Consider the following 17670-nt stretch of genomic DNA (forward strand, 5'->3'; position numbering starts at 1 on the left):
TTCAACCCAGCAACGCAATCAACTGATGCCGCTGCGCATCGGTGAGCATCGGCCCAAAACCGGCTCCGGCGTTGTCAGCCATGTAGCGCGGATTGCTGGTCCCCGGAATCACACAGGTCACCGCCGGATGCGCCAGCAGGAATTTCAGCGCCAGTTGCGGCCAGCTGTTCACCTGCACGTCCGAGACCCACGCGGGCAGGGGCTTGCCCTTGAGCCGGGCGAGCAAATCGCCGCCGCCAAATGGCCGGTTACAGATCACCGCGACCCCGCGCTCGCGGCACAGCGGCAGGATGCGCTTTTCCACGCCTCGGTCGTCGAGGGCGTAGTTGATCTGCAGGAAATCCAGCCTCTCGGCCTTCAGCACCGCTTCGACCTCGTCATAGGCCGACGAGGTGTAATGGGTGATGCCGATGTAGCGAATCCGCCCCTGCTCTTTCCATTCGCGCAGGGTCGGCAAGTGGGTTTGCCAGTCGAGCAGGTTGTGAATCTGCATCAGGTCGATGCGCTCGGTTTGCAGCAGGCTGAACGACTGCTCCATCTGCGCGATGCCCTCCTTGCGCCCGCGCGTCCACACCTTGGTCGCGAGAAAGGCCGGCGAGCGCGGTTCGTGGATCGACAGCAATTCACCGGTCGTCTGCTCGGCGCGGCCGTACATCGGCGAGCTGTCGATCAGCGTGCCGCCCTTCCTGAACAGCGCTTCGAGCACGGCGGGCAATTGCCGATAAACCGGATCACCCGGGGCGACGTCGAAACCGCGATAGGTGCCCAATCCGACCATGGGCAGTGCCTCGGAGCTTGAAGGGATGGCGCGGGTCTGCATGGTCTGGTCTCCTGCCGTGTGCGGCGCAGTGACGGGCGGCGGCGTGCCGCTGGCCAACGCCCGATCAATCGTGAACACCGCCGCAACCTCGGCAGCCAGCGTAAGCAAGCGGCGACGGGAATAACCCTCAGTGTGGCGCATGCGGGCCCTCCTGCTGCGCGGATCTGTTGCATGTTGTGTGTGCAGGCTGTCAGGCGCAGTCGCTGAACTACACTTCGACAGCCCACCTCTTACCCCGTTAAAAGTAGCCGAATGTCCCGAACCCTGATGTCACTCGTCGTTTTCATTGTTGCCGTGTACCTGGTGCTGTGTGCCGCGCTGTTCGTATTTCAGCGCTCGCTCATCTGGTTTCCCCAGCCTGCGGCCGTGGTTGCAGCGGATTCGCGGTTGAAACTGTCGATGCCGGACGCCGAAATCTGGGCGACTACTCGAGAGCGCAGCGGAACACGGGCGCTGATCTATTTCGGCGGGAATGCCGAGGACGTCTCGCGCAACCTGCCGGAGTTCGCTGAGGCGTTCCCCGATTACGCGCTGTATTTTCTGCATTACCGGGGTTTTGGTGGCAGTTCAGGCTCACCATCGGAACCGGCGATTGCCGAAGATGCGCTGGCGTTGTTCGATCAGGTCTACGCCAGCCATCCGCAGATTGCGGTGATCGGGCGCAGCCTCGGCTCGGGGGTGGCGATACGCCTGGCCAGCCAGCGGCCGGTGCAGAAGCTGATCCTGGTCACGCCGTTTAACAGCCTCGAAGAAATCGCCGAACGACAATATCCGTGGGTGCCGGTGAAGTGGTTGCTCAAGGATCGATTCGAATCGGGCAAGTACGCCGCGCACGTTCGCGTGCCGACCTTGCTGTTGGCGGCGAGTGATGACGAGGTGATTGGACGCAAGAGCACGCAGCGGTTGTTGGAGAGTTTTCCTGCGGGGGTGGCGACGCTCAAGGTGGTGCCGGAATCGGCGCATAACTCGATTTCCGAGCGAGGGGAGTACTTGCGGTGGATGGGCGATGTGTTGAATCGCTGACAGGTGTAGCGATCATGCAGACGCCTTCGCGAGCAGGCTCGCTCCTACAGGGGTAACGCATTTCAAATGTAGGAGTGAGCCTGCTCGCGATGAAGTCGGTACCGACATCACCATTTACAGCTACTGTCCAATGCTAAGGCTGACGGCCGCTCCGGGCATTTTCGTCGCCAGAGGTGGCCGGGCGCGGCATGACGTGTTGATGGCCGGTCGGGTCGTTGAGTTGCACGGCATTGCCCTTCTGCCACGCATCAGCTCCTGGCGCGACCGGTGCCGGTTTGATCTCGGCGCGGGCCTTTTTCTTCTCGGCGCTATCAATGCCCAAACGCTGGTCGCGCTGGCGGACCATTTGCGCGTCGGCCTGACCGTCGGCAGTAAAGCCCATCATCAACTGCGGCACGCCCAAGGGCAGTTGCTTGTCCTGATCGGTGTGCCAGGTGTGCCAGGTCTTGCCATAGGTGTTGGCAAGTTTTTCCATCAAACGCGTCTCCGCCACCTGCGGGATGCCCGGCGCGACCAACTGGCCGGAAGTGACTTCGTGAGCGTGGCTATGCCACAAGGCCTTTTCGTTTGCCGGCAATTGCGTGAACAGGCGCTGGCTGATGATGTATTCCACGCCCATCAGCTTCGCTTCAGCGGTGTTGCCGTCGTAGATCACACACTGGAACACTTCCTCGTTGAGCGCCGAGCAGTAGTGATGCGCTTCCATCTGTGCGCCGGGATGGCCGTTGTAGAAATGGAAGCCATCGAGGTACATGTTCAACGCGCGAATCGGCGGTTTGTCCTGCAACCATTGCGCGCCGACTTCGAGCATTTCAGTGTCGGAGGCTTTAGCCTGGCCCGGTGTCTGCACCGGTGACTCGGTGTTGCTCATCGCACAACCGGTCAGCGCGGCGACCATCAAACCGACGGGAACCCAACGTCCCTGCAAGGTTTTATTACGCATGTTTCGCTCCTCGTACATTCAGTAACGGGCGCGTGCTGGCCCTGTTCTGCAACTGAAAGCAGGAGAACGGCAGAGTTCGAAAAAGCTGCGTGCGGATCAGACTGGAGAGATCGTTGCCAGTACGCCGATCAGGATGGTCAAGGTCAGAAAGCCGCCGAGGAAAATTGCCATCTTGTACATGTTGCGCTCCTTGATGCTGAGTGTGCGGTGCACCGGACGCTTCGGGATGAGGTCGGAGGGTGAATGTCCGCACTGCCCGGGCATTCTGAGGCTGTGGCTGTACTGAATACAGAGGCAGATGAAACAGAAAAATACGGATCAGATGCGCATCTGATCCGCTTCGGGCATGGACCGGTATTCAGCCCGAAACTTGACGATCCACTCTGCGCCGGGTTGATCTACAGTCATTGCCGCCAACCACAATAAAAACCGGAGTGACCATGCCCGACCTCGCCTTGCAGCCCAATGTCGCCGAATCCCTCAAGCGCTGGCACGAGATGATCCGCAACGGCAATCTCAACGCCCTGCCCGAATTGCTCGATGCCCAAGCCGTGTTCCGCTCGCCGATGGCCCACACGCCCTACCCCGGCGCGCCGGTGGTGGCGATGATCCTCAACACAGTGTTCGAAGTTTTTGAGGATTTCGCCTATCACCGCGAACTGGCGACGGCGGATGGCTTGAATGTGATTCTCGAATTCAGCGCCAGGGTCGGCAGCAAAGAACTCAAGGGCATCGACATGATTCGCTTCGATGAGCACGGCAAGATCGTCGAGTTCGAAGTGATGGTTCGGCCGTTGAGCGGATTGCAGGCACTGGGCGAAGAAATGGGCCGGCGCCTCGGTGCCTATCTCGCGTCCGCAAAAGCCTGAATCCCCGCCGGACCGTAGGCGCGTAGGAACCAGGCCACAAAAAAACCCACTGACCGTCGCCGGTTCAGTGGGTTTTGTGTGTCAGGGTTCTGGTTACAGAGCCATGTCACGTGCAGCGTTTTCCTTCGGTGCTACGGCTTTATCAGCCGCAGGTGCCGCTGGAGCAGCTACCTGACCGATCACCGGAGGGGTCGGCAGTTCGAGGATTTTCGCGGTGTAAGCCCACTCGGCAGCCACTTTGGCCGGATCGCTGTTCAGCTGGGTGCCATAGCTCGGCACGATCTGGTGCAGCTTGGTCTGCCACTCAGGGGTTGCGACTTTGTCTTTGAAGACTTTCTGCAGCACGCTCAGCATGATCGGTGCAGCAGTCGACGCGCCTGGCGATGCGCCCAGCAGGCCGGCGATCGAGCCGTCTTGCGAAGCCACGATCTCGGTGCCCAGTTTCAGCACGCCGCCAGCGGCTTCATCACGCTTGATGATTTGCACGCGCTGGCCGGCTTGCCACAGGCGCCAGTCTTCGGCCTTGGCGTTCGGGAAGTATTCCTTCAGCGCGTTCAGACGGTCTTCATCCGACAGCATCAGTTGACCGGCAAGGTACTCGACCAGCGGGTATTCCTTGATGCCGACCTTGGTCATTGGCCAGATGTTGTGGGTGGTGGTGCTGGTCAGCAGGTCAAAGTACGACCCTTCCTTGAGGAACTTGGTGCTGAAGGTCGCGAACGGGCCAAACAGAATGACGCGCTTGCCGTCCAGAACACGGGTGTCCAGGTGCGGAACCGACATCGGTGGCGCGCCAACCGAAGCCTTGCCGTAGGCCTTGGCCAGATGCTGCTCGGCAATGCTTGGGTTGTCGGTTACCAGGAACGAGCCGCCAACCGGGAAGCCTGCGTATTCCTTAGCTTCAGGAATGCCCGACTTCTGCAGCAGGTGCAAGGCACCGCCGCCAGCGCCGATGAACACGAACTTGGCGTCGGTTTCGGTTTTGCTGCCGTCTTTCAGGTTTTTGTAGCTGACACGCCAAGTGCCATCGGCGTTCTTGGTGATGTCTTCGACTTCGCTCGACAGTTTCAGATCGAAGTTGGGCTTGGTCTGCAGGTGAGCGGCGAACTGGCGGGTGATTTCGCCGAAGTTCATGTCCGTACCCAGCGGGCTCCAGGTGGCCGCGATTTTCTGGTTCGGGTCCCGCCCTTCCATCATCAGCGGCACCCACTTCTTGATCACCGCCGGATCTTCGGAGTACTGCATGCCGGCAAACAGCGGGCTCGCCTGCAGGGCTTCGTAGCGCTTTTTCAGGAACTTGATGTTGTCATCGCCCCACACGAAGCTCATGTGCGGTGTGGTGTTGATGAACGAGCGAGGGTTTTTCAGCACGCCCTGTTGAACCTGCCACGCCCAGAACTGACGGGAGACCTGGAACGCTTCGTTGATCTCGACGGCTTTCGGGATCGTGACGTTGCCCTTGTCGTCTTCCGGGGTGTAGTTCAGCTCGGCGAGGGCCGAGTGACCGGTACCGGCGTTGTTCCAGCCGTTGGAGCTTTCCAGGGCGACGCCGTCGAGGCGCTCGACCATTTCCATCGACCAGCTCGGTTCCAGCTCATTGATCCACACACCCAGGGTGGTGCTCATGATGCCGCCGCCGATCAGCAGGACGTCAACTTTCTTCGCTTCGGCAGCATTGGCAGACGACATCCCCATCGCCAAAGCCAGCCCCAGCAAGGCTGTGTTCACTTTCTTAAACATCTGTTGCACCTATGATAAAACGCCTTCCGCCCGTCGTTGTTATCAGTCTGCGTTGCGCTGTATTGACGCTCAGGCTGGCGTCGCGCGATCCGGCACACTGCAATATTGACGGGTGGGCACACAAGGCCGATATGTAGCATCGACCTCAGTTAATGTCCCTTCTGAACTGACTTCTTATCGTTATTGGCTTCAGCTGCTTGAGCGACAGGGATCCCGTCGGCCCGCCCGAAAGGCAAGCCAACCGAATTAGGTCAAAGCAAATTGGCGCGGAGAATATCACGTCAGGGCGAACCCGCGCGTCTGTTCCCGACTTGAAAGTCTTTTTCCGCTCTGAAGCTTATCGGCCACAGCGCGCGGAACATGACGCCACTGCGGTGGGTACCGTCAGTTTTTTTGCGCGATGCGCATCGCAACGCAGCGATCCAGTGCACACGCCCCGTTGCTCCTGAAGAAAATAACCTGCTACGTTGTACGATGACTGACGAATTCAACTTCAGTCATCCATCCAATAACAACAAGGAAACAACATGACCAAGTCCCGCCTCCTCATCGGTTTGTTCTGCGCCTTCAGCGCCTGCGCCATGGCCGCCCCTGCCCCAGCGGAAAAACAAGTGGCGCAAGCGGTCGATCATCTGACCCAGGCGATGCTGCACAAAGACATCGCCGAACTGAACGCCCTCACCGCGCCGAACCTGACCTACGGCCACTCCAGCGGCAAGATTCAGAACAAGCAGGAATTCATCGCCGACATCGAAACCGGTCGCAGCGCATTCAAGACCCTCGAAATGCAAAAGCAGACCATCACCCTGTCCGGCGATACCGCGCTGGTACGCCACCACTTTTCCGCGCAGGCGTTGAAGGGGACCGAGGTCATTCCCACCGAGATCGAGAATTTCCAGATCTGGCAGAAACAGGGCGGGAAATGGTTGTTGGTGGGGCGACAGGCGTTCAAATTTTGATTAAGGGCACATTGGCCTGAATCAATCCTGTCAGAGCTGGCCTATTCGCGAGCAGGCTCGCTCCCACAAAGGACTCGACACTGGCGAACCTTGTGGGAGCGAGCCCGCTCGCGAAAGCGCTGGCTCAGGCAATGGAAAACCCGCTGGTCTACCTCACCATCACAACCGAAACCGATCCACCGACCGTGCCAACTGCCCCGCCAGGTCCGACAACTCATCCGTAGTCGTTGCCGTCTGCCCGATCACCCGGCTATTGCCCTCGCTCATCCCGGCAATCATCTCCACCTGATGGGCGATTTCGTTACTGGCCTGACTCTGTTCGCCAATCGTGCGAGTGATGTCATTGACCAGTTGCGTGGTGCTGAGCGTCGCATCGAGGATTTCGCGAATCGCCCGCTCGACCTCCGCCGTCACCGCCATGCCCTTGTCGACCTGCGCCACGCCCGCCTCCATGCTGCTGACCGCCTCGCGCGTGCTGTTCTGAATGCGCGCGACCATCGTGGCGATCTCCTGGGTCGAGGCGCTGGTGCGCGCGGCCAGACTGCGCACTTCATCGGCGACCACGGCAAAACCACGGCCCTGCTCACCCGCCCGTGCTGCCTCGATCGCCGCGTTGAGCGCCAGCAGATTGGTCTGGTCGGCGATGCTCTTGATCACCTGAATGATGTTGAAGATTGCCTCGGATTCCTGATCCAGCGTGCGGATCACTTGCGCCGACTGCTGCGCCGAGCGGGCGATGTCGTCCATGTCGCTGACCACTTGGTGAATCACCCCCCCGCCCTGCTTGGCCAGAGTCTCAGCCTGGTTGGCCATGCTCAGGGCACGTTCGGCGTGGCGGGTGATTTCTTCGATGCTGGCGGTCATCTGGCTGGCGGCGGCGGCCATGGTCCCGGCGGCGACGCTTTGTTGCTGGCTGCTGTCGGCGACCTGATGGCAGCCATGGCTGAGCTGCTCGCTCATGCCACTGACACCGTGGGCGTTGCGCCGCACCACGTCGATCATATTGCGCAGATCGCGCTGCATCGTCGCCAGCGTGCGGATCAAGGCACTGGCTTCGTCTTTGCCGCTGGGCTCGACAATCGGCTCGCTGAGATTGCCATGGGCGATGCTTTCGGCGATGCGACTGGCGGATTTCAGCGGCCCAAGGATGCTGCGCATCACCCAGCGGCCCTGAATCAGCAGCAACAACAGACTGGCGATCAGGACGACGCCGAGGGCGAGATTGGCGTTGCGAATGGCCGCTTCAGTGCCTTCGCTGGTTTGCCCGGTGTTGCTTTCAATCAACTCGCTGAGCGTCGCCATCTGTTCTTCGAGCTGGCTGAACGCGGTGCTGAATCGGCCGAGTTGCTGTTGCGCAGCGTCGGGGTTGTCCAGCGCCACGGCGACAATCTGCTCGGCGGATTTGATGTAGGTGTCGAGGCTCGGCTTGATCTGCTCCAGCGCCGTGCGCAGCGGCGGGTTGATCGGCAGTTTCAGGTTGTCATCCAGCACTTCACGAAAATGCCCGGCGTGCTCGGCCAGCGAATCACGCACTTCAGTCGCGGTGCCGGTGCCTTTGCCCAGGCCGACCAACATCGCCGAGTACACGTCGGCGCGCAGGGCGTCGTGCATCATGTCGGCTTCCATGTGATTGCGCAGTGCGCTCATGCTCACCGTGTTATCGCCGACCGCCGTGGCCATCCGCAGGTTGCCGACGTAACTGACCAGACTCACGATCAGCGCTGTCAGCAGGCTGGTCGCAATCAGCAACACCAAACGCAGTTTGATCGACACCGTGGAATCTCCCGTGGGCACGCTGGATTGCGCTTGTCGGATTTCAGTTAAGCCTATTTGCATGGAACTGCCGACACAGAGCGTATCGGCTGATGTCAGCGGCGACTTGAATCCGGCAAAACTTTTGGATCGAGCGGCCAGTCACACCTTGCACCACCGCTGGATAACGCCTTCATCGCCGGTTAACCCCGGCAGGCTATCAATCCAGCGCTTCGAACATTCATGCAGCTGAAGGAAACGCTTATGAAACGCGCACTGTGGTTTGGTCTGCTCGGCACCCTGGCAATCGGCACCGCACAGGCGGCAACGGAGAAAGTCGCGATCAATCTGGTCAGCGCCGACGGTGCGCCGCAGGCGATCGGTTCGGTCACGGTCAGCGAAACGCCCTACGGTCTGCTGTTCACGCCCGAGCTGAAATCATTGCCGGCCGGCATTCACGGTTTCCATGTTCATGAAAACGGCAGCTGCGAAGCGGGCACCAAGGACGGGGTCAAAGGCGCGGCACTGGCCGCTGGCGGACACTTCGATCCGGCGAAAACCGGCAAGCATCTTGGCCCGTACGCCGATGGGCATCTGGGTGACCTGCCGGCGGTGTATGTCACCGCCGACGGTGTCGCCAACTACCCGGTGCTGGCGCCACGCCTGAAGAAAATCTCCGAGATCAAGGGCCACGCCCTGATGATTCACGCCGGCGGCGATAACCATTCCGACATGCCCAAGCCACTGGGCGGTGGCGGCGATCGCATGGCCTGCGGGGTGATCTGATCCGACTGAGCGGGATAATGCCCTGACCCAAGGCTTTTTTCCGCTCACGGAACTCCGGCGCGCCGATTATCTCTGAAGCTATGTAGTCCCTTCTCTTTTTGCTTCGCGCTTGTGGAGGAACACGTCATGCGCAAGTTAGTCCTGATTTCTTCTCTAATGCTTTGCCTGCCGGTCGGTTCGGCGCTGGCCCGTGTTGATGCGGGTGACGTCGCCACTTCGGCAGGTGTCTCCGCGTCGCTGTACTCGACCTTCAAGGATGACAAAATGGTGATTCCGGCCCGTGACGACGTGTCTGCCTTTGTCGCCAGCGGTGGAGCCATTCGTGGGGTTTATCTTGAGTCGGTACTGCAACAGGTGCGTCAGGCCAACCCTGGCTTGAACGCCAGCGACGAAGACCTGGCCAACGCCATTCTGGTGCAATACGAAGGCGTGCAGCAGTAGTCACGAGGGATACAGCGGCCGATGGACGGCCGCTGAGTGCGCATAGGCAAAAACGTCCGACGGCCTCTATGATGGAGGCCATGACGACCACCGTGCCCTTGCGCTCACCCTGCCCACCCGGCGCCTGCATCTGCGGGCGCGATCCCTTGCTTGAAACGCCCGGAGCGGATCTGCGCATCCTGCGCCTGACTCGCGCAGAGGAAAAAATCCTCCTGGCGCGTCTGGAACAACTCAAAGACCTCGACGACCTCAAACGTCTGCAACAGCGCATGTATGAGCAGTTGGGCATCCGCGTCGACGTCGCACCGGGTTTCAACGAGGTACGCACCATGCGCGGCATTGCCATTCAGATCGATGACTTGCCGGGCCTGTGTCGAAAAACCCGTGCGGCGATCCCGGCGGCGATTCGCAAGGGTCTGGAAAACCACCCGCAAATCGCCTTCGAACTGCTCAACGCCCACGACTTGCTGCGCGACACCTGATCACTTTTTCATGCCGACGCGCTTGCGCATCTCGGCGGTAATGGTCTGACGGGTTTTCTTCATGTCCGCCCAAGGCTCATCGCCGACTTCGGTCAGACGCTCGTGCACGTTGTAAATGTTCCAGTGATTACCGCCCTTGATCTCCGCGACCTCCTCTCGGTACAGCGGCACGGAAACCGGCATGCCTTCCCGCGCCCGTGCGGCATAGGCGCAGATGGTGGTGGCGCCGAGGCCGTTGCGCAGGTAATCGATAAAGATCCGCCCGACACGGTTTTTCGGTCCGGACACCGCCGAAATACGATCCGGCAGCAACTTGGCCATGTGGCTGACGATGGCGTGGCTGAAGTCCTTCACTTCGTCCCAGCCGTGCTTGCGCGTCAAGGGCACCACCAGGTGAATGCCTTTGCCGCCACTGGTTTTCAGGAAGGCTTTGAGTCCCAGTTCATCGAGCACGGTGAGGGTCAGCGCGGTGGCTTCTACCATGCTTTTCCATGGCAACGCCGGATCCGGGTCGAGGTCGAGGACGAAGCGATCGGGCTTGTCCAGATCCACCGTCGTGGCGTTCCAGGTGTGCAGCTCCACCGTGCTCATCTGCACCGCGCCGACCAGCGCTTCGGGATTGTTGATCATCATCACTGGCTGGCCGGTGACGTCCTTGTCCAGTGTCGAAATCCCGGGGATGGCCAGGCGTTCGGCGTTCTTCTGAAAGAACAGTTCGCCGGCAATGCCATCCGGGGCGCGCACCAATGCCACGGGGCGATCCTTGAGTTGCGGGAGGATGTGTTCAGCAACGCTGGCGTAATACTGCGCGAGTTGCATCTTGGTGGTGCCGCTGACTGCATCGATCACCCGATCCGGGTGCGTGATGCGCACCTTGCCGCCGGCCAGCCCCGCCTGCGAGGGTGCGGTTTCGGCTTTGCTGGCGGCGGTTTTCTTCGCTGGTTGTTTGGCGGCGGTTTTGGTTTTTTCGGTGGTTTTGGTTTTTTCGGTCTTCTCGGATTTTTCAGACTTGGCAGCTTTCACAGGCTTCGCTCGCTCCTCTGTAATGTCCTTGGCCGGTTTGTCATCGCGCAAACCATGGAACACGGCGTGCCGCACCGAGCCGTCCTTGGTCATCTCGGCGAACGCCACCTCCGCCAGCAATTTCGGTTTCAGCCAGTGCACGCCCTTGGCCTCGAAACCACTGGGCGGATTGACCACCGCAGCGCTTTTGGTCTGTAGCGGCTTGAGCTGGGCGAGGATGCTTTTCAACGTGGTTTCGTTGAACCCGGTGCCAACCTTGCCGGCATAGCGCAACTCGCCGCTGTCACCGTCGTGCAGACCGAGCAGCAAAGCACCGAAGGCACTGCGCGCACCTTTCGGATCGGTATAGCCGACGATGACGAACTCTTGCCGATGCTTGCATTTGAGCTTGATCCAGTCGCCACTGCGCCGCGACACGTAGGGCGAACCGAGGCGCTTGCCGATCAGGCCTTCCATCTGCATCTGGCAGGCGCTGTTGAGCAGTGCGTCGGGAGTTTCTTCGAAGGCTTCGGAGAAGCGCAGCGGTGAAGAATCTTTCTGTGCGCCAAGGATCGTGCTCAGCGCCGCACGCCGCTCTTCGACCGGAACATCACGCAGGTCGACGCCGTTGAGGTACGGCACGTCGAACAGGTAATAAACGATGTTGCCGCTGCGTCCGGCATCGAAGGCATTTTGCAGCGCCTGAAAATCCGGCACACCCTGCTCGTTGGCCACGACCATTTCGCCGTCAAGCCACGCCGATTCGAGGCCCAGTGCCGCCAGCGCCTTGGCCTGCTGCGGCAGTTTATGCGTCCAGTCGTGGCCATTGCGGGTAAACAGCTGGACCTCATCGTGATCGATCCGCGCCATGATCCGGTAGCCGTCGAACTTGATCTCGTAGCTCCACTGCCCTTCTGGCGCGCTATCGACCAATGTGGCCAGTTCCGGTTTGATCAACGCCGGCAGCTTGGCCTTGCGCGCGCCATTGAGCTGCCCAGACGCCTGTTTGCGTGGCTTGGCCGGGGCCTTCTTCAGCGGTTTGGCCTGTTCGGCGGCGAGCGTGGGTTTGCCGACAATCGTGCGCTCACTGAGCACGCTGTCGGGTTCGGCGACCAGCACGTCGAAGTCATCCTGCGGGCGCGCGGCATTGTCTTGATGCTTGATCAGAAACCATTGTTCTTTCTTGCCCGGCATGTGCGTGCGCACCAGATTCCACACGCCGCCGAGCTTCTCGCCCTGCAACTCGAACTTGAGCCGACCCTTGGCATAGGCCTTGTGCGGATCCTCCAGCGGAATCCACACGCCGCGATCCCAGACGATCACATCGCCGGCGCCGTAATGCCCCTCGGGAATGCTGCCCTCGAACGTCGCGTAATCGAGCGGATGATCCTCGACATGGATCGCCAGACGCTTGACCTTGGGATCCAGCGACGGCCCCTTCGGCACCGCCCAGCTCTTCAGCGCGCCATCGAGTTCCAGGCGAAAGTCGTAATGCAGGTGCGAAGCATCGTGCTTCTGGATGCAGAACTGCAAAGCATGGTCCTTGGCAGACTTGCGCCCCGGGCGCTTGACCGCAGCCGGTTCCGAAGTCGCGGAAAAATCACGCATGCGGTTGTAATCGTCGAGGTTCCTGTTCATGAGCACACCGATGGCAGACGGGTTCTGTTATGCAGAAGAGCGACACGGCGGCGGAAAAATTCAATCGACGTAAAAAAGCCCCGGACGGATGGAGCGGCTGGGGCTCGGGTGTAGAGTTTTACAGCGGATCAGGCTTGTCCTTTCGCCTGTTTTTCCAGATGCACCTGCAGGTCTGGATCGATCTGTAAGGCCGCGGCCAGCTCGTCGAGATAGCTGCGTTCGGCATCCTGTTGGTCGTCCACCAGCATCACGCTGGCCAGATACATTTCCGCGGCGACGGCCGGGTCGCCGTCCGCAGACTGCGCTACTTCGCGGGGATCCAGCGGTTTGGCGACTTCGGCGTCGAGCCATTGCTGCAACTGCGGATCCGCAGTGTGTTTGCCGATTTCGCTGCTGATCAGGTGCTTCTCTGCGTCGTCGATACGCCCGTCAGCCTTGGCGGCGGCGATCAAGGCGCGGAGCACCGCGTGGCTGTGGGTTTCGATTTGCGGGCCGGCGAGCAGGTCGGCGGTTTGTGGCAGGTCTGGCGGCGCCTTGCTGGCCTGGCTGCGTTGCCAGGCTTGATACGCCTGGTAGGCCATCATGCCCAGCGAAGCGAGGGCCGCGTAATGGGTGCCGCCGGAACGACTTCGGTTGCCGCCACCCAAGGCACTTCCCAAGCCGCCACCACCGCGCAAGCCTCCCAGTAACCCACCCAAGCCGCCGAGTCCGCCGGAAGCCGCGCCAGCACCCGCGCGGGTCTGCCCTCCACCGCCCAACAGGCCGCCAAGCAATCCGCCCAGGCCATCGCCGGCCGCAGCACCACGTTGTTGTCCCGCCGAGGCCTGGCCTCGCAGCAGTTGTTCGAGCAAATCGCTGGTGTTCATGTCGTCATCCTCAAGGCCCCGGCCCGATTGCGTCAGGCAACGATAGACCGACGCGGCCATAGCGCCAGCACCGTTTGGCTGACGCCCGATAATCGCTAAATCGCCACGCAAGAAATTTTCCGCCAGCCAGCTAAGATTCAAGGGTGGTGAACCTTATCCCGGCCAAACCGGTCGATAGCTGCAACCCGACCCGGTTTGCCGACGCCCTTCCTGACGATGGGCGATACCCGGCTTGCTTCACTTTCTGGAGAACGCCCCCGTGATATCCACCGTACACATCGCCAGGCTAAAAGCATGGGGCGCCCATGGTTTTACCGCGACCGGCGTGGTCACCGCCTTCCTTGCCACCCTCGCCCTGCTGGAAAACCAGCCGATCCATTGCCTGATGTGGCTGGGCGTAGCGCTGATCGTCGACGGGCTCGATGGCGCACTGGCGCGCAAGGTCAATGTGCAATCGGTGTTGCCGAGTTTCGACGGCTCGATCCTTGATCTGGTGATCGACTACCTGACTTATGTGTTCATCCCGGCACTGTTTATCTACCGCTACATTCCCCTCCCCGATTACACCTTGTTGCTGACGGTGTCGGTGATTCTGGTGTCCTCGCTGTTCTGCTTCTGCAACGTCAACATGAAGAGCAAGGACAACTACTTTGTCGGTTTCCCGGCGGCCTGGAACGTGGTTGCGCTGTGCCTGTACATCATTGGCCCGGGGCCGTGGATCACCTTCCTCACCGTGATCGGTCTGGCGCTGCTGACGGTGACGCGGATGAAGTTCCTGCACCCGTTCCGCGTTCGCCGCTTCATGCCGATCAACATTGCGGTGACGGCGATCTGGCTGTTGTGCAGTCTGTCGTTGGTGCTCAATCACCCGGTAATCAACCCGCTGGTGATGGGCTTGTGGCTGCTGATGTCGGCATATTTCCTGGGGATCTGCATCTGGCGCACGGCGCTGGAGTGGTTTGATCGCGGCCACTCGAAATAAGCAAATCCCCCTGTAGGAGTGAGCCTGCTCGCGATAGCGGTGGGTCAGCTGAAAATCATTCGACTGATACACCGCTATCGCGAGCAGGCTCACTCCTACAGGGGTTGTTCATTTGTCCGGAACTAACGTTTGGTTATCACCACTTCCAGATACTCACTCGGCACCACCAGCGACGCCTCTCCCGCCCGGTTCGAGCGGTTGAGCAACACGGTCAGATCATCCTCCAGCGCCTGCCCAGCCTCCGGCGTCAACACCGCAAACGCCTTGTGCACCGGCCCGTACCAGTGCCGAAAAATATCAATGAAATGCGCCGCGGAGCGATAGCGGAAGTTGAAGTGGTTGCGCGTCACCCGCACGACAAAATCGCGATCATCGAAATGCTTGTGCAGCCATGCATCCGAACCCCAATTCGATGGAGGCTGTGCAACCGCAGGCGGTGGCAGATGCTGACCGAGGATCTTGAACATCTGCCCGACGAAGCCCTCCGGCGTCCAGTTCGCCATACCGATCCGCCCGCCGCGACGACACACCCGGCCCAGTTCAGCAGCAGCAGTGACCTGATCGGGCGCAAACATCACGCCAAAAGTCGACAGCACGGCGTCGTAGCTTTCATCGGGAAACGGCAGCGCTTCGGCATCGGCCACCTGAAAAATCACCTCCAGATGCTCGGCCCGGGCGCGGTCCTGACCGCGCTCCAGCAGTGCCGCCACGTAATCGGTCGAGGTCACCACACAACCGCGCCGCGCCGCTGCCAGAGTGGCGTTGCCGTTGCCGGCAGCGACATCCAGCACTTCTTCGTCACAACGCAGATCGCAGGCTTCGGCGAGGCATTCGCCGACGATTTGCAACGTGGTGCCGATCACGGCGTAGTCGCCACTGGCCCAAGCGACTTTCTGACGTTCCTTCAGGGCAGTGAGATCAATCGGGGTACTCATGACAGCGAGCTCCGTGGCAGAGAGAATGCACAGGCTGCGACGCGGACCGTGCTTGCTCACTATCGCGCCGAGGCTGCCCGGCGTCCCTGTCAATCGTCCGGCGAGCCCATAAACCGGGGACTTTGCCGATGAGCGGTGGAAATCTGTCAAGCCCATGAAACAGGTTGGCTGGCATAGGGCTGCAGATACTGGCAATGGCTCATGGGTCGCGACCCATGAGCCATTGTTGTTGTCATCAAGCCGCCGGCGCCTTGGCCTCCTCCAGCAACTGCTTGATCATCTGCTCCTGCTCCGCATAACGACCTTCACCGAAGTGGCTGTAACGCACTTGGCCCTTGGCGTCGATCAGGTAATGCGCCGGCCAGTACTGGTTGTCGAAGTGGCGCCAGATCGCGTAGTCGTTGTCGATCGCTACCGGGTAGGTGATGCCGAGTTTTTTCACCTGATCCTTGACGTTGTCGATGATGCGTTCGTAGCCGTACTCCGGCGTATGCACGCCGATCACCACCAGGCCGTCCTTCTCATATTTCTGCGCCCAGTCTTTGACATACGGAAGGGTGTGCTGGCAGTTGATGCAGTCGTAGGTCCAGAAATCCACCAGCACCACTTTGCCGCGCAGGGATTCGGCGCTGAGTTCCGGGGAGTTGAGCCACTGCACAGCGCCGGACAGCGACGGCATCGCGCCCTGGGCGTCGTCCATCATCGAATCCGCGCGGACCTTGCTGACAAAGTAGTCGACCACTTTCGGCACGTTTTCCAGGACGTTTTTCTCGACGCTGGCAACGCCTTCCGAAGAGGTGTTGGCGAGCAGGGTTTTGTCCGCGCCGGTGGCGATCACTGCGACCGTAGCCAGCACCGCAACCCCGGCACCGCGGCGCAGCCAGCCACTGAACGGGATCGACGGTTTCAGCCGATTGACCAGACCGCGCCCGGCGAAGATCAACGTGCCCAGCGACAAGGCACTGCCGGCGCCGTAAGCCAGCAGCAACAGGCTGGTCTGGGCATTGGCACCTTGCAGCATCGCGCCGGTGAGAATCACTCCAAGGATCGGCCCGGCACAAGGCGCCCACAACAGGCCGGTGGCGACACCGAGCATGATCGAGGCCATGGGTCCTGCGCGTTTACGGGTGTCTTGATCGAGGCGATTGCCCAACGCGACAAAGGGTTTGGTCAGCCAGTCACCGACCCGGGCCGAGATCAGCGACAGGGCAAACAGCGCCATGACCAACAGGGCCACGTGGCGGCCGGTGTTGCTGGCCTCAATCACCCACTCGCTGCTGACCACGGCGAGGCTGGAGATCAACGCAAAGGTCAGCGCCATGCCGCCGAGGGTGAGCAGGATCGAGGAGCGTGTACGGTTGGCGCCAGCGAACAGAAACGGCACCACCGGGAGGATGCACGGACTGAGGACGGTCAGCAGACCGCCGAGAAATGCGATGAGGTACATGACGGGTCACCTTGAAATGGGGGCTGGGCGCACAACCGGGCAGCGAGGGGATATGTCCGCCTCGCTAGCACGCTTTATTGACGCCGTGGCTCATGCGTTCTGGCCGTCCAGCAACTGCGCTTGTGGCGTGCGACTGGCACCGTTTTCCGCGACCAGTTGGCCCTGCGGTGTGCGGCTGGAACCATCAGCGGCGAGCGTCTGGCCCTGCGGCGTGCGGCTGGAACCGTCAGCGGCAAGCGTCTGGCCCTGCGGCGTGCGGCTCGAACCATCAGCGGCGAGCGTCTGGCCCTGCGGCGTGCGGCTCGAACCATCAGCGGCGATCAGTGCATCGCTGCCCTCCTTCGCCACTATGGTCAGCTGGAAGCAGGTGCTGCTGGCGCAACTGCTTTGCTCCACGGCACTGTTGGCGTGGGCGGCGGCACCGGTGAAGGCGAAGGCTGCTGCGGTCAGAAAGCGCGAGACGTTGTTCATGGCAAAACTCCTTGCAGAAAAAGTAGGGATGACTCAGTTCTGGTTGTTGCAGCCGTCAGCGAATTTGCTGTAATCCAGCTCGCGGGTCTTGCCGGCGGAATCGAGGTAGGTCATGCGCGCCTCGGTGATGCCGCAGGTCACCGAGGTGTCTTCGGTCATCGACAGCACTTTCTTGATATCCAGATGGGTGCCGTAGGTGTAGGTTTGCCGGCTGACGTCAGCTTCGGCGTGGGCCGACAGGGTGCAGATGTTCAGAGCGGCGAACAGGCAGGCGGCGAATACGGATTTGTTGTTCATGGTGGTGTCCTCAAGGCTTCAGTGGGTTTTGAGCCGAGGCGCTCTGTGTGTGCCTCGATGGAGCCTATTTGAGGCGCTCGAGGTATCGCGTCTGTGTCAGGAAAGGACGAGAATCACTCGTTGTGTATCCACGCCATGTGTAGATACACAGCGATACAAACCCCGGTAAAAATCGCGTTTTTGCGTCGGCGTGTATCCGCCGTTGCGGCAGATACAC

At 60.7% G+C, this 17670-nt stretch carries 18 protein-coding genes and 1 pseudogene; 8 read left to right on the forward strand and 11 right to left on the reverse strand.

All coding sequences use genetic code 11. The annotated features are described in order from the left end of the window. Position 1 precedes the first annotated feature (1 nt). Positions 2 to 961, reverse strand: a complete 960-nt coding sequence (locus tag LIS66_RS15815) for an aldo/keto reductase (RefSeq protein ID WP_227972535.1) — start codon at positions 959 to 961, stop codon at positions 2 to 4. A 111-nt stretch (positions 962 to 1072) separates the two neighbouring features. Between LIS66_RS15815 and LIS66_RS15820 the strand changes: the two genes are divergently transcribed. Further along, complete coding sequence (locus LIS66_RS15820) at positions 1073 to 1843, forward strand: alpha/beta hydrolase (RefSeq protein WP_227972536.1); 771 nt, start codon at positions 1073 to 1075, stop codon at positions 1841 to 1843. 133 nt (positions 1844 to 1976) lie between these two features. On the opposite strand, the gene LIS66_RS15825 is transcribed toward LIS66_RS15820, so the two are convergent. Further along, complete coding sequence (locus tag LIS66_RS15825; RefSeq protein ID WP_416220735.1) at positions 1977 to 2786, reverse strand: OBAP family protein; 810 nt, start codon at positions 2784 to 2786, stop codon at positions 1977 to 1979. Between the two features lie 243 nt (positions 2787 to 3029). Between LIS66_RS15825 and LIS66_RS15830 the strand changes: the two genes are divergently transcribed. Both LIS66_RS15830 and LIS66_RS15835 read left to right on the forward strand, forming a co-directional pair. Beyond that, on the forward strand, positions 3030 to 3212 hold the full coding sequence (locus LIS66_RS15830) for a hypothetical protein (RefSeq protein ID WP_189654622.1): 183 nt from the start codon (positions 3030 to 3032) through the stop codon (positions 3210 to 3212). A gap of 14 nt (positions 3213 to 3226) precedes the next feature. Further along, entirely contained in the window at positions 3227 to 3655 is a 429-nt protein-coding gene (locus LIS66_RS15835) for a nuclear transport factor 2 family protein (RefSeq protein ID WP_227972537.1), read from the forward strand. Between the two features lie 93 nt (positions 3656 to 3748). On the opposite strand, the gene mqo is transcribed toward LIS66_RS15835, so the two are convergent. Further along, a complete protein-coding gene (gene mqo / locus LIS66_RS15840) occupies positions 3749 to 5395 on the reverse strand; it encodes a malate dehydrogenase (quinone) (protein WP_064363529.1) in 1647 nt (548 codons plus the stop codon). A 527-nt stretch (positions 5396 to 5922) separates the two neighbouring features. Between mqo and LIS66_RS15845 the strand changes: the two genes are divergently transcribed. Further along, positions 5923 to 6354: a nuclear transport factor 2 family protein gene (locus tag LIS66_RS15845; protein ID WP_227972538.1), complete on the forward strand. Its 432-nt coding sequence runs from the start codon at positions 5923 to 5925 to the stop codon at positions 6352 to 6354. A 159-nt stretch (positions 6355 to 6513) separates the two neighbouring features. Here the strand turns inward: LIS66_RS15845 and LIS66_RS27985 are convergent, their stop codons facing one another. Then, the gene (locus LIS66_RS27985) at positions 6514 to 7377 is read right to left on the reverse strand and encodes a methyl-accepting chemotaxis protein (RefSeq protein WP_416220763.1); all 864 of its coding nucleotides are present in this window, start codon (positions 7375 to 7377) and stop codon (positions 6514 to 6516) included. A 42-nt stretch (positions 7378 to 7419) separates the two neighbouring features. Next, positions 7420 to 8190 (reverse strand): annotated as a pseudogene (locus LIS66_RS27990) (MCP four helix bundle domain-containing protein); the annotation flags it as partial. 180 nt (positions 8191 to 8370) lie between these two features. On the opposite strand from LIS66_RS27990, the gene sodC reads away from it, so the two are divergent. The 3 genes from sodC to LIS66_RS15865 all read left to right on the forward strand — a co-directional run bounded on the left by sodC (position 8371) and on the right by LIS66_RS15865 (position 9815). Further along, positions 8371 to 8892, forward strand: coding sequence for a superoxide dismutase family protein (gene sodC / locus LIS66_RS15855; RefSeq protein WP_042609346.1), 522 nt, complete (start codon positions 8371 to 8373; stop codon positions 8890 to 8892). 126 nt (positions 8893 to 9018) lie between these two features. Continuing rightward, positions 9019 to 9333, forward strand: a complete 315-nt coding sequence (locus LIS66_RS15860) for a DUF2388 domain-containing protein (protein ID WP_016775151.1) — start codon at positions 9019 to 9021, stop codon at positions 9331 to 9333. 80 nt (positions 9334 to 9413) lie between these two features. Beyond that, entirely contained in the window at positions 9414 to 9815 is a 402-nt protein-coding gene (locus tag LIS66_RS15865; protein ID WP_173867309.1) for a hypothetical protein, read from the forward strand. On the opposite strand, the gene ligD is transcribed toward LIS66_RS15865, so the two are convergent. Both ligD and LIS66_RS15875 read right to left on the reverse strand, forming a co-directional pair. Next, the gene (gene ligD, locus LIS66_RS15870) at positions 9816 to 12455 is read right to left on the reverse strand and encodes a DNA ligase D (RefSeq protein ID WP_083352516.1); all 2640 of its coding nucleotides are present in this window, start codon (positions 12453 to 12455) and stop codon (positions 9816 to 9818) included. 128 nt (positions 12456 to 12583) lie between these two features. Continuing rightward, complete coding sequence (locus LIS66_RS15875) at positions 12584 to 13321, reverse strand: tellurite resistance TerB family protein (protein ID WP_227972540.1); 738 nt, start codon at positions 13319 to 13321, stop codon at positions 12584 to 12586. A gap of 259 nt (positions 13322 to 13580) precedes the next feature. Between LIS66_RS15875 and pcsA the strand changes: the two genes are divergently transcribed. Then, positions 13581 to 14303, forward strand: coding sequence for a phosphatidylcholine synthase (gene pcsA / locus LIS66_RS15880; RefSeq protein ID WP_042609341.1), 723 nt, complete (start codon positions 13581 to 13583; stop codon positions 14301 to 14303). 122 nt (positions 14304 to 14425) lie between these two features. Here pcsA and LIS66_RS15885 read toward each other — a convergent pair whose 3' ends face one another. The 4 genes from LIS66_RS15885 to LIS66_RS15900 form a co-directional block, all read right to left on the reverse strand. Beyond that, a complete protein-coding gene (locus tag LIS66_RS15885) occupies positions 14426 to 15238 on the reverse strand; it encodes a class I SAM-dependent methyltransferase (protein WP_227972541.1) in 813 nt (270 codons plus the stop codon). Between the two features lie 235 nt (positions 15239 to 15473). Further along, a complete protein-coding gene (locus LIS66_RS15890) occupies positions 15474 to 16685 on the reverse strand; it encodes a cytochrome c biogenesis protein DipZ (protein WP_083352514.1) in 1212 nt (403 codons plus the stop codon). A 90-nt stretch (positions 16686 to 16775) separates the two neighbouring features. Continuing rightward, positions 16776 to 17156, reverse strand: coding sequence for a hypothetical protein (locus LIS66_RS15895; RefSeq protein ID WP_227972542.1), 381 nt, complete (start codon positions 17154 to 17156; stop codon positions 16776 to 16778). 33 nt (positions 17157 to 17189) lie between these two features. Next, positions 17190 to 17453 carry a DUF2790 domain-containing protein gene (locus tag LIS66_RS15900; RefSeq protein WP_042609337.1) on the reverse strand — a complete coding sequence of 88 codons (264 nt, stop codon included), beginning with the start codon at positions 17451 to 17453 and terminating at the stop codon, positions 17190 to 17192. Between the last annotated feature and the right edge of the window lie 217 nt (positions 17454 to 17670).

Source organism: Pseudomonas sp. HN2 (genome assembly GCF_020736465.1).
GTDB lineage: Bacteria > Pseudomonadota > Gammaproteobacteria > Pseudomonadales > Pseudomonadaceae > Aquipseudomonas > Aquipseudomonas moraviensis_A.

Bases quoted from the DNA above. Each gene is read 5' to 3' on its own strand.
- LIS66_RS15815 (WP_227972535.1), bottom strand. From the start codon at position 961: ATGCGCCACACTGAGGGTTATTCCCGTCGCCGCTTGCTTACGCTGGCT.
- LIS66_RS15820 (WP_227972536.1), top strand. From the start codon at position 1,073: ATGTCCCGAACCCTGATGTCACTCGTCGTTTTCATTGTTGCCGTGTAC.
- LIS66_RS15825 (WP_416220735.1), bottom strand. From the start codon at position 2,786: ATGCGTAATAAAACCTTGCAGGGACGTTGGGTTCCCGTCGGTTTGATG.
- LIS66_RS15830 (WP_189654622.1), top strand. From the start codon at position 3,030: ATGTCCGCACTGCCCGGGCATTCTGAGGCTGTGGCTGTACTGAATACA.
- LIS66_RS15835 (WP_227972537.1), top strand. From the start codon at position 3,227: ATGCCCGACCTCGCCTTGCAGCCCAATGTCGCCGAATCCCTCAAGCGC.
- mqo (WP_064363529.1), bottom strand. From the start codon at position 5,395: ATGTTTAAGAAAGTGAACACAGCCTTGCTGGGGCTGGCTTTGGCGATG.
- LIS66_RS15845 (WP_227972538.1), top strand. From the start codon at position 5,923: ATGACCAAGTCCCGCCTCCTCATCGGTTTGTTCTGCGCCTTCAGCGCC.
- LIS66_RS27985 (WP_416220763.1), bottom strand. From the start codon at position 7,377: ATGCAGCGCGATCTGCGCAATATGATCGACGTGGTGCGGCGCAACGCC.
- sodC (WP_042609346.1), top strand. From the start codon at position 8,371: ATGAAACGCGCACTGTGGTTTGGTCTGCTCGGCACCCTGGCAATCGGC.
- LIS66_RS15860 (WP_016775151.1), top strand. From the start codon at position 9,019: ATGCGCAAGTTAGTCCTGATTTCTTCTCTAATGCTTTGCCTGCCGGTC.
- LIS66_RS15865 (WP_173867309.1), top strand. From the start codon at position 9,414: ATGACGACCACCGTGCCCTTGCGCTCACCCTGCCCACCCGGCGCCTGC.
- ligD (WP_083352516.1), bottom strand. From the start codon at position 12,455: ATGAACAGGAACCTCGACGATTACAACCGCATGCGTGATTTTTCCGCG.
- LIS66_RS15875 (WP_227972540.1), bottom strand. From the start codon at position 13,321: ATGAACACCAGCGATTTGCTCGAACAACTGCTGCGAGGCCAGGCCTCG.
- LIS66_RS15885 (WP_227972541.1), bottom strand. From the start codon at position 15,238: ATGAGTACCCCGATTGATCTCACTGCCCTGAAGGAACGTCAGAAAGTC.
- LIS66_RS15890 (WP_083352514.1), bottom strand. From the start codon at position 16,685: ATGTACCTCATCGCATTTCTCGGCGGTCTGCTGACCGTCCTCAGTCCG.
- LIS66_RS15895 (WP_227972542.1), bottom strand. From the start codon at position 17,156: ATGAACAACGTCTCGCGCTTTCTGACCGCAGCAGCCTTCGCCTTCACC.
- LIS66_RS15900 (WP_042609337.1), bottom strand. From the start codon at position 17,453: ATGAACAACAAATCCGTATTCGCCGCCTGCCTGTTCGCCGCTCTGAAC.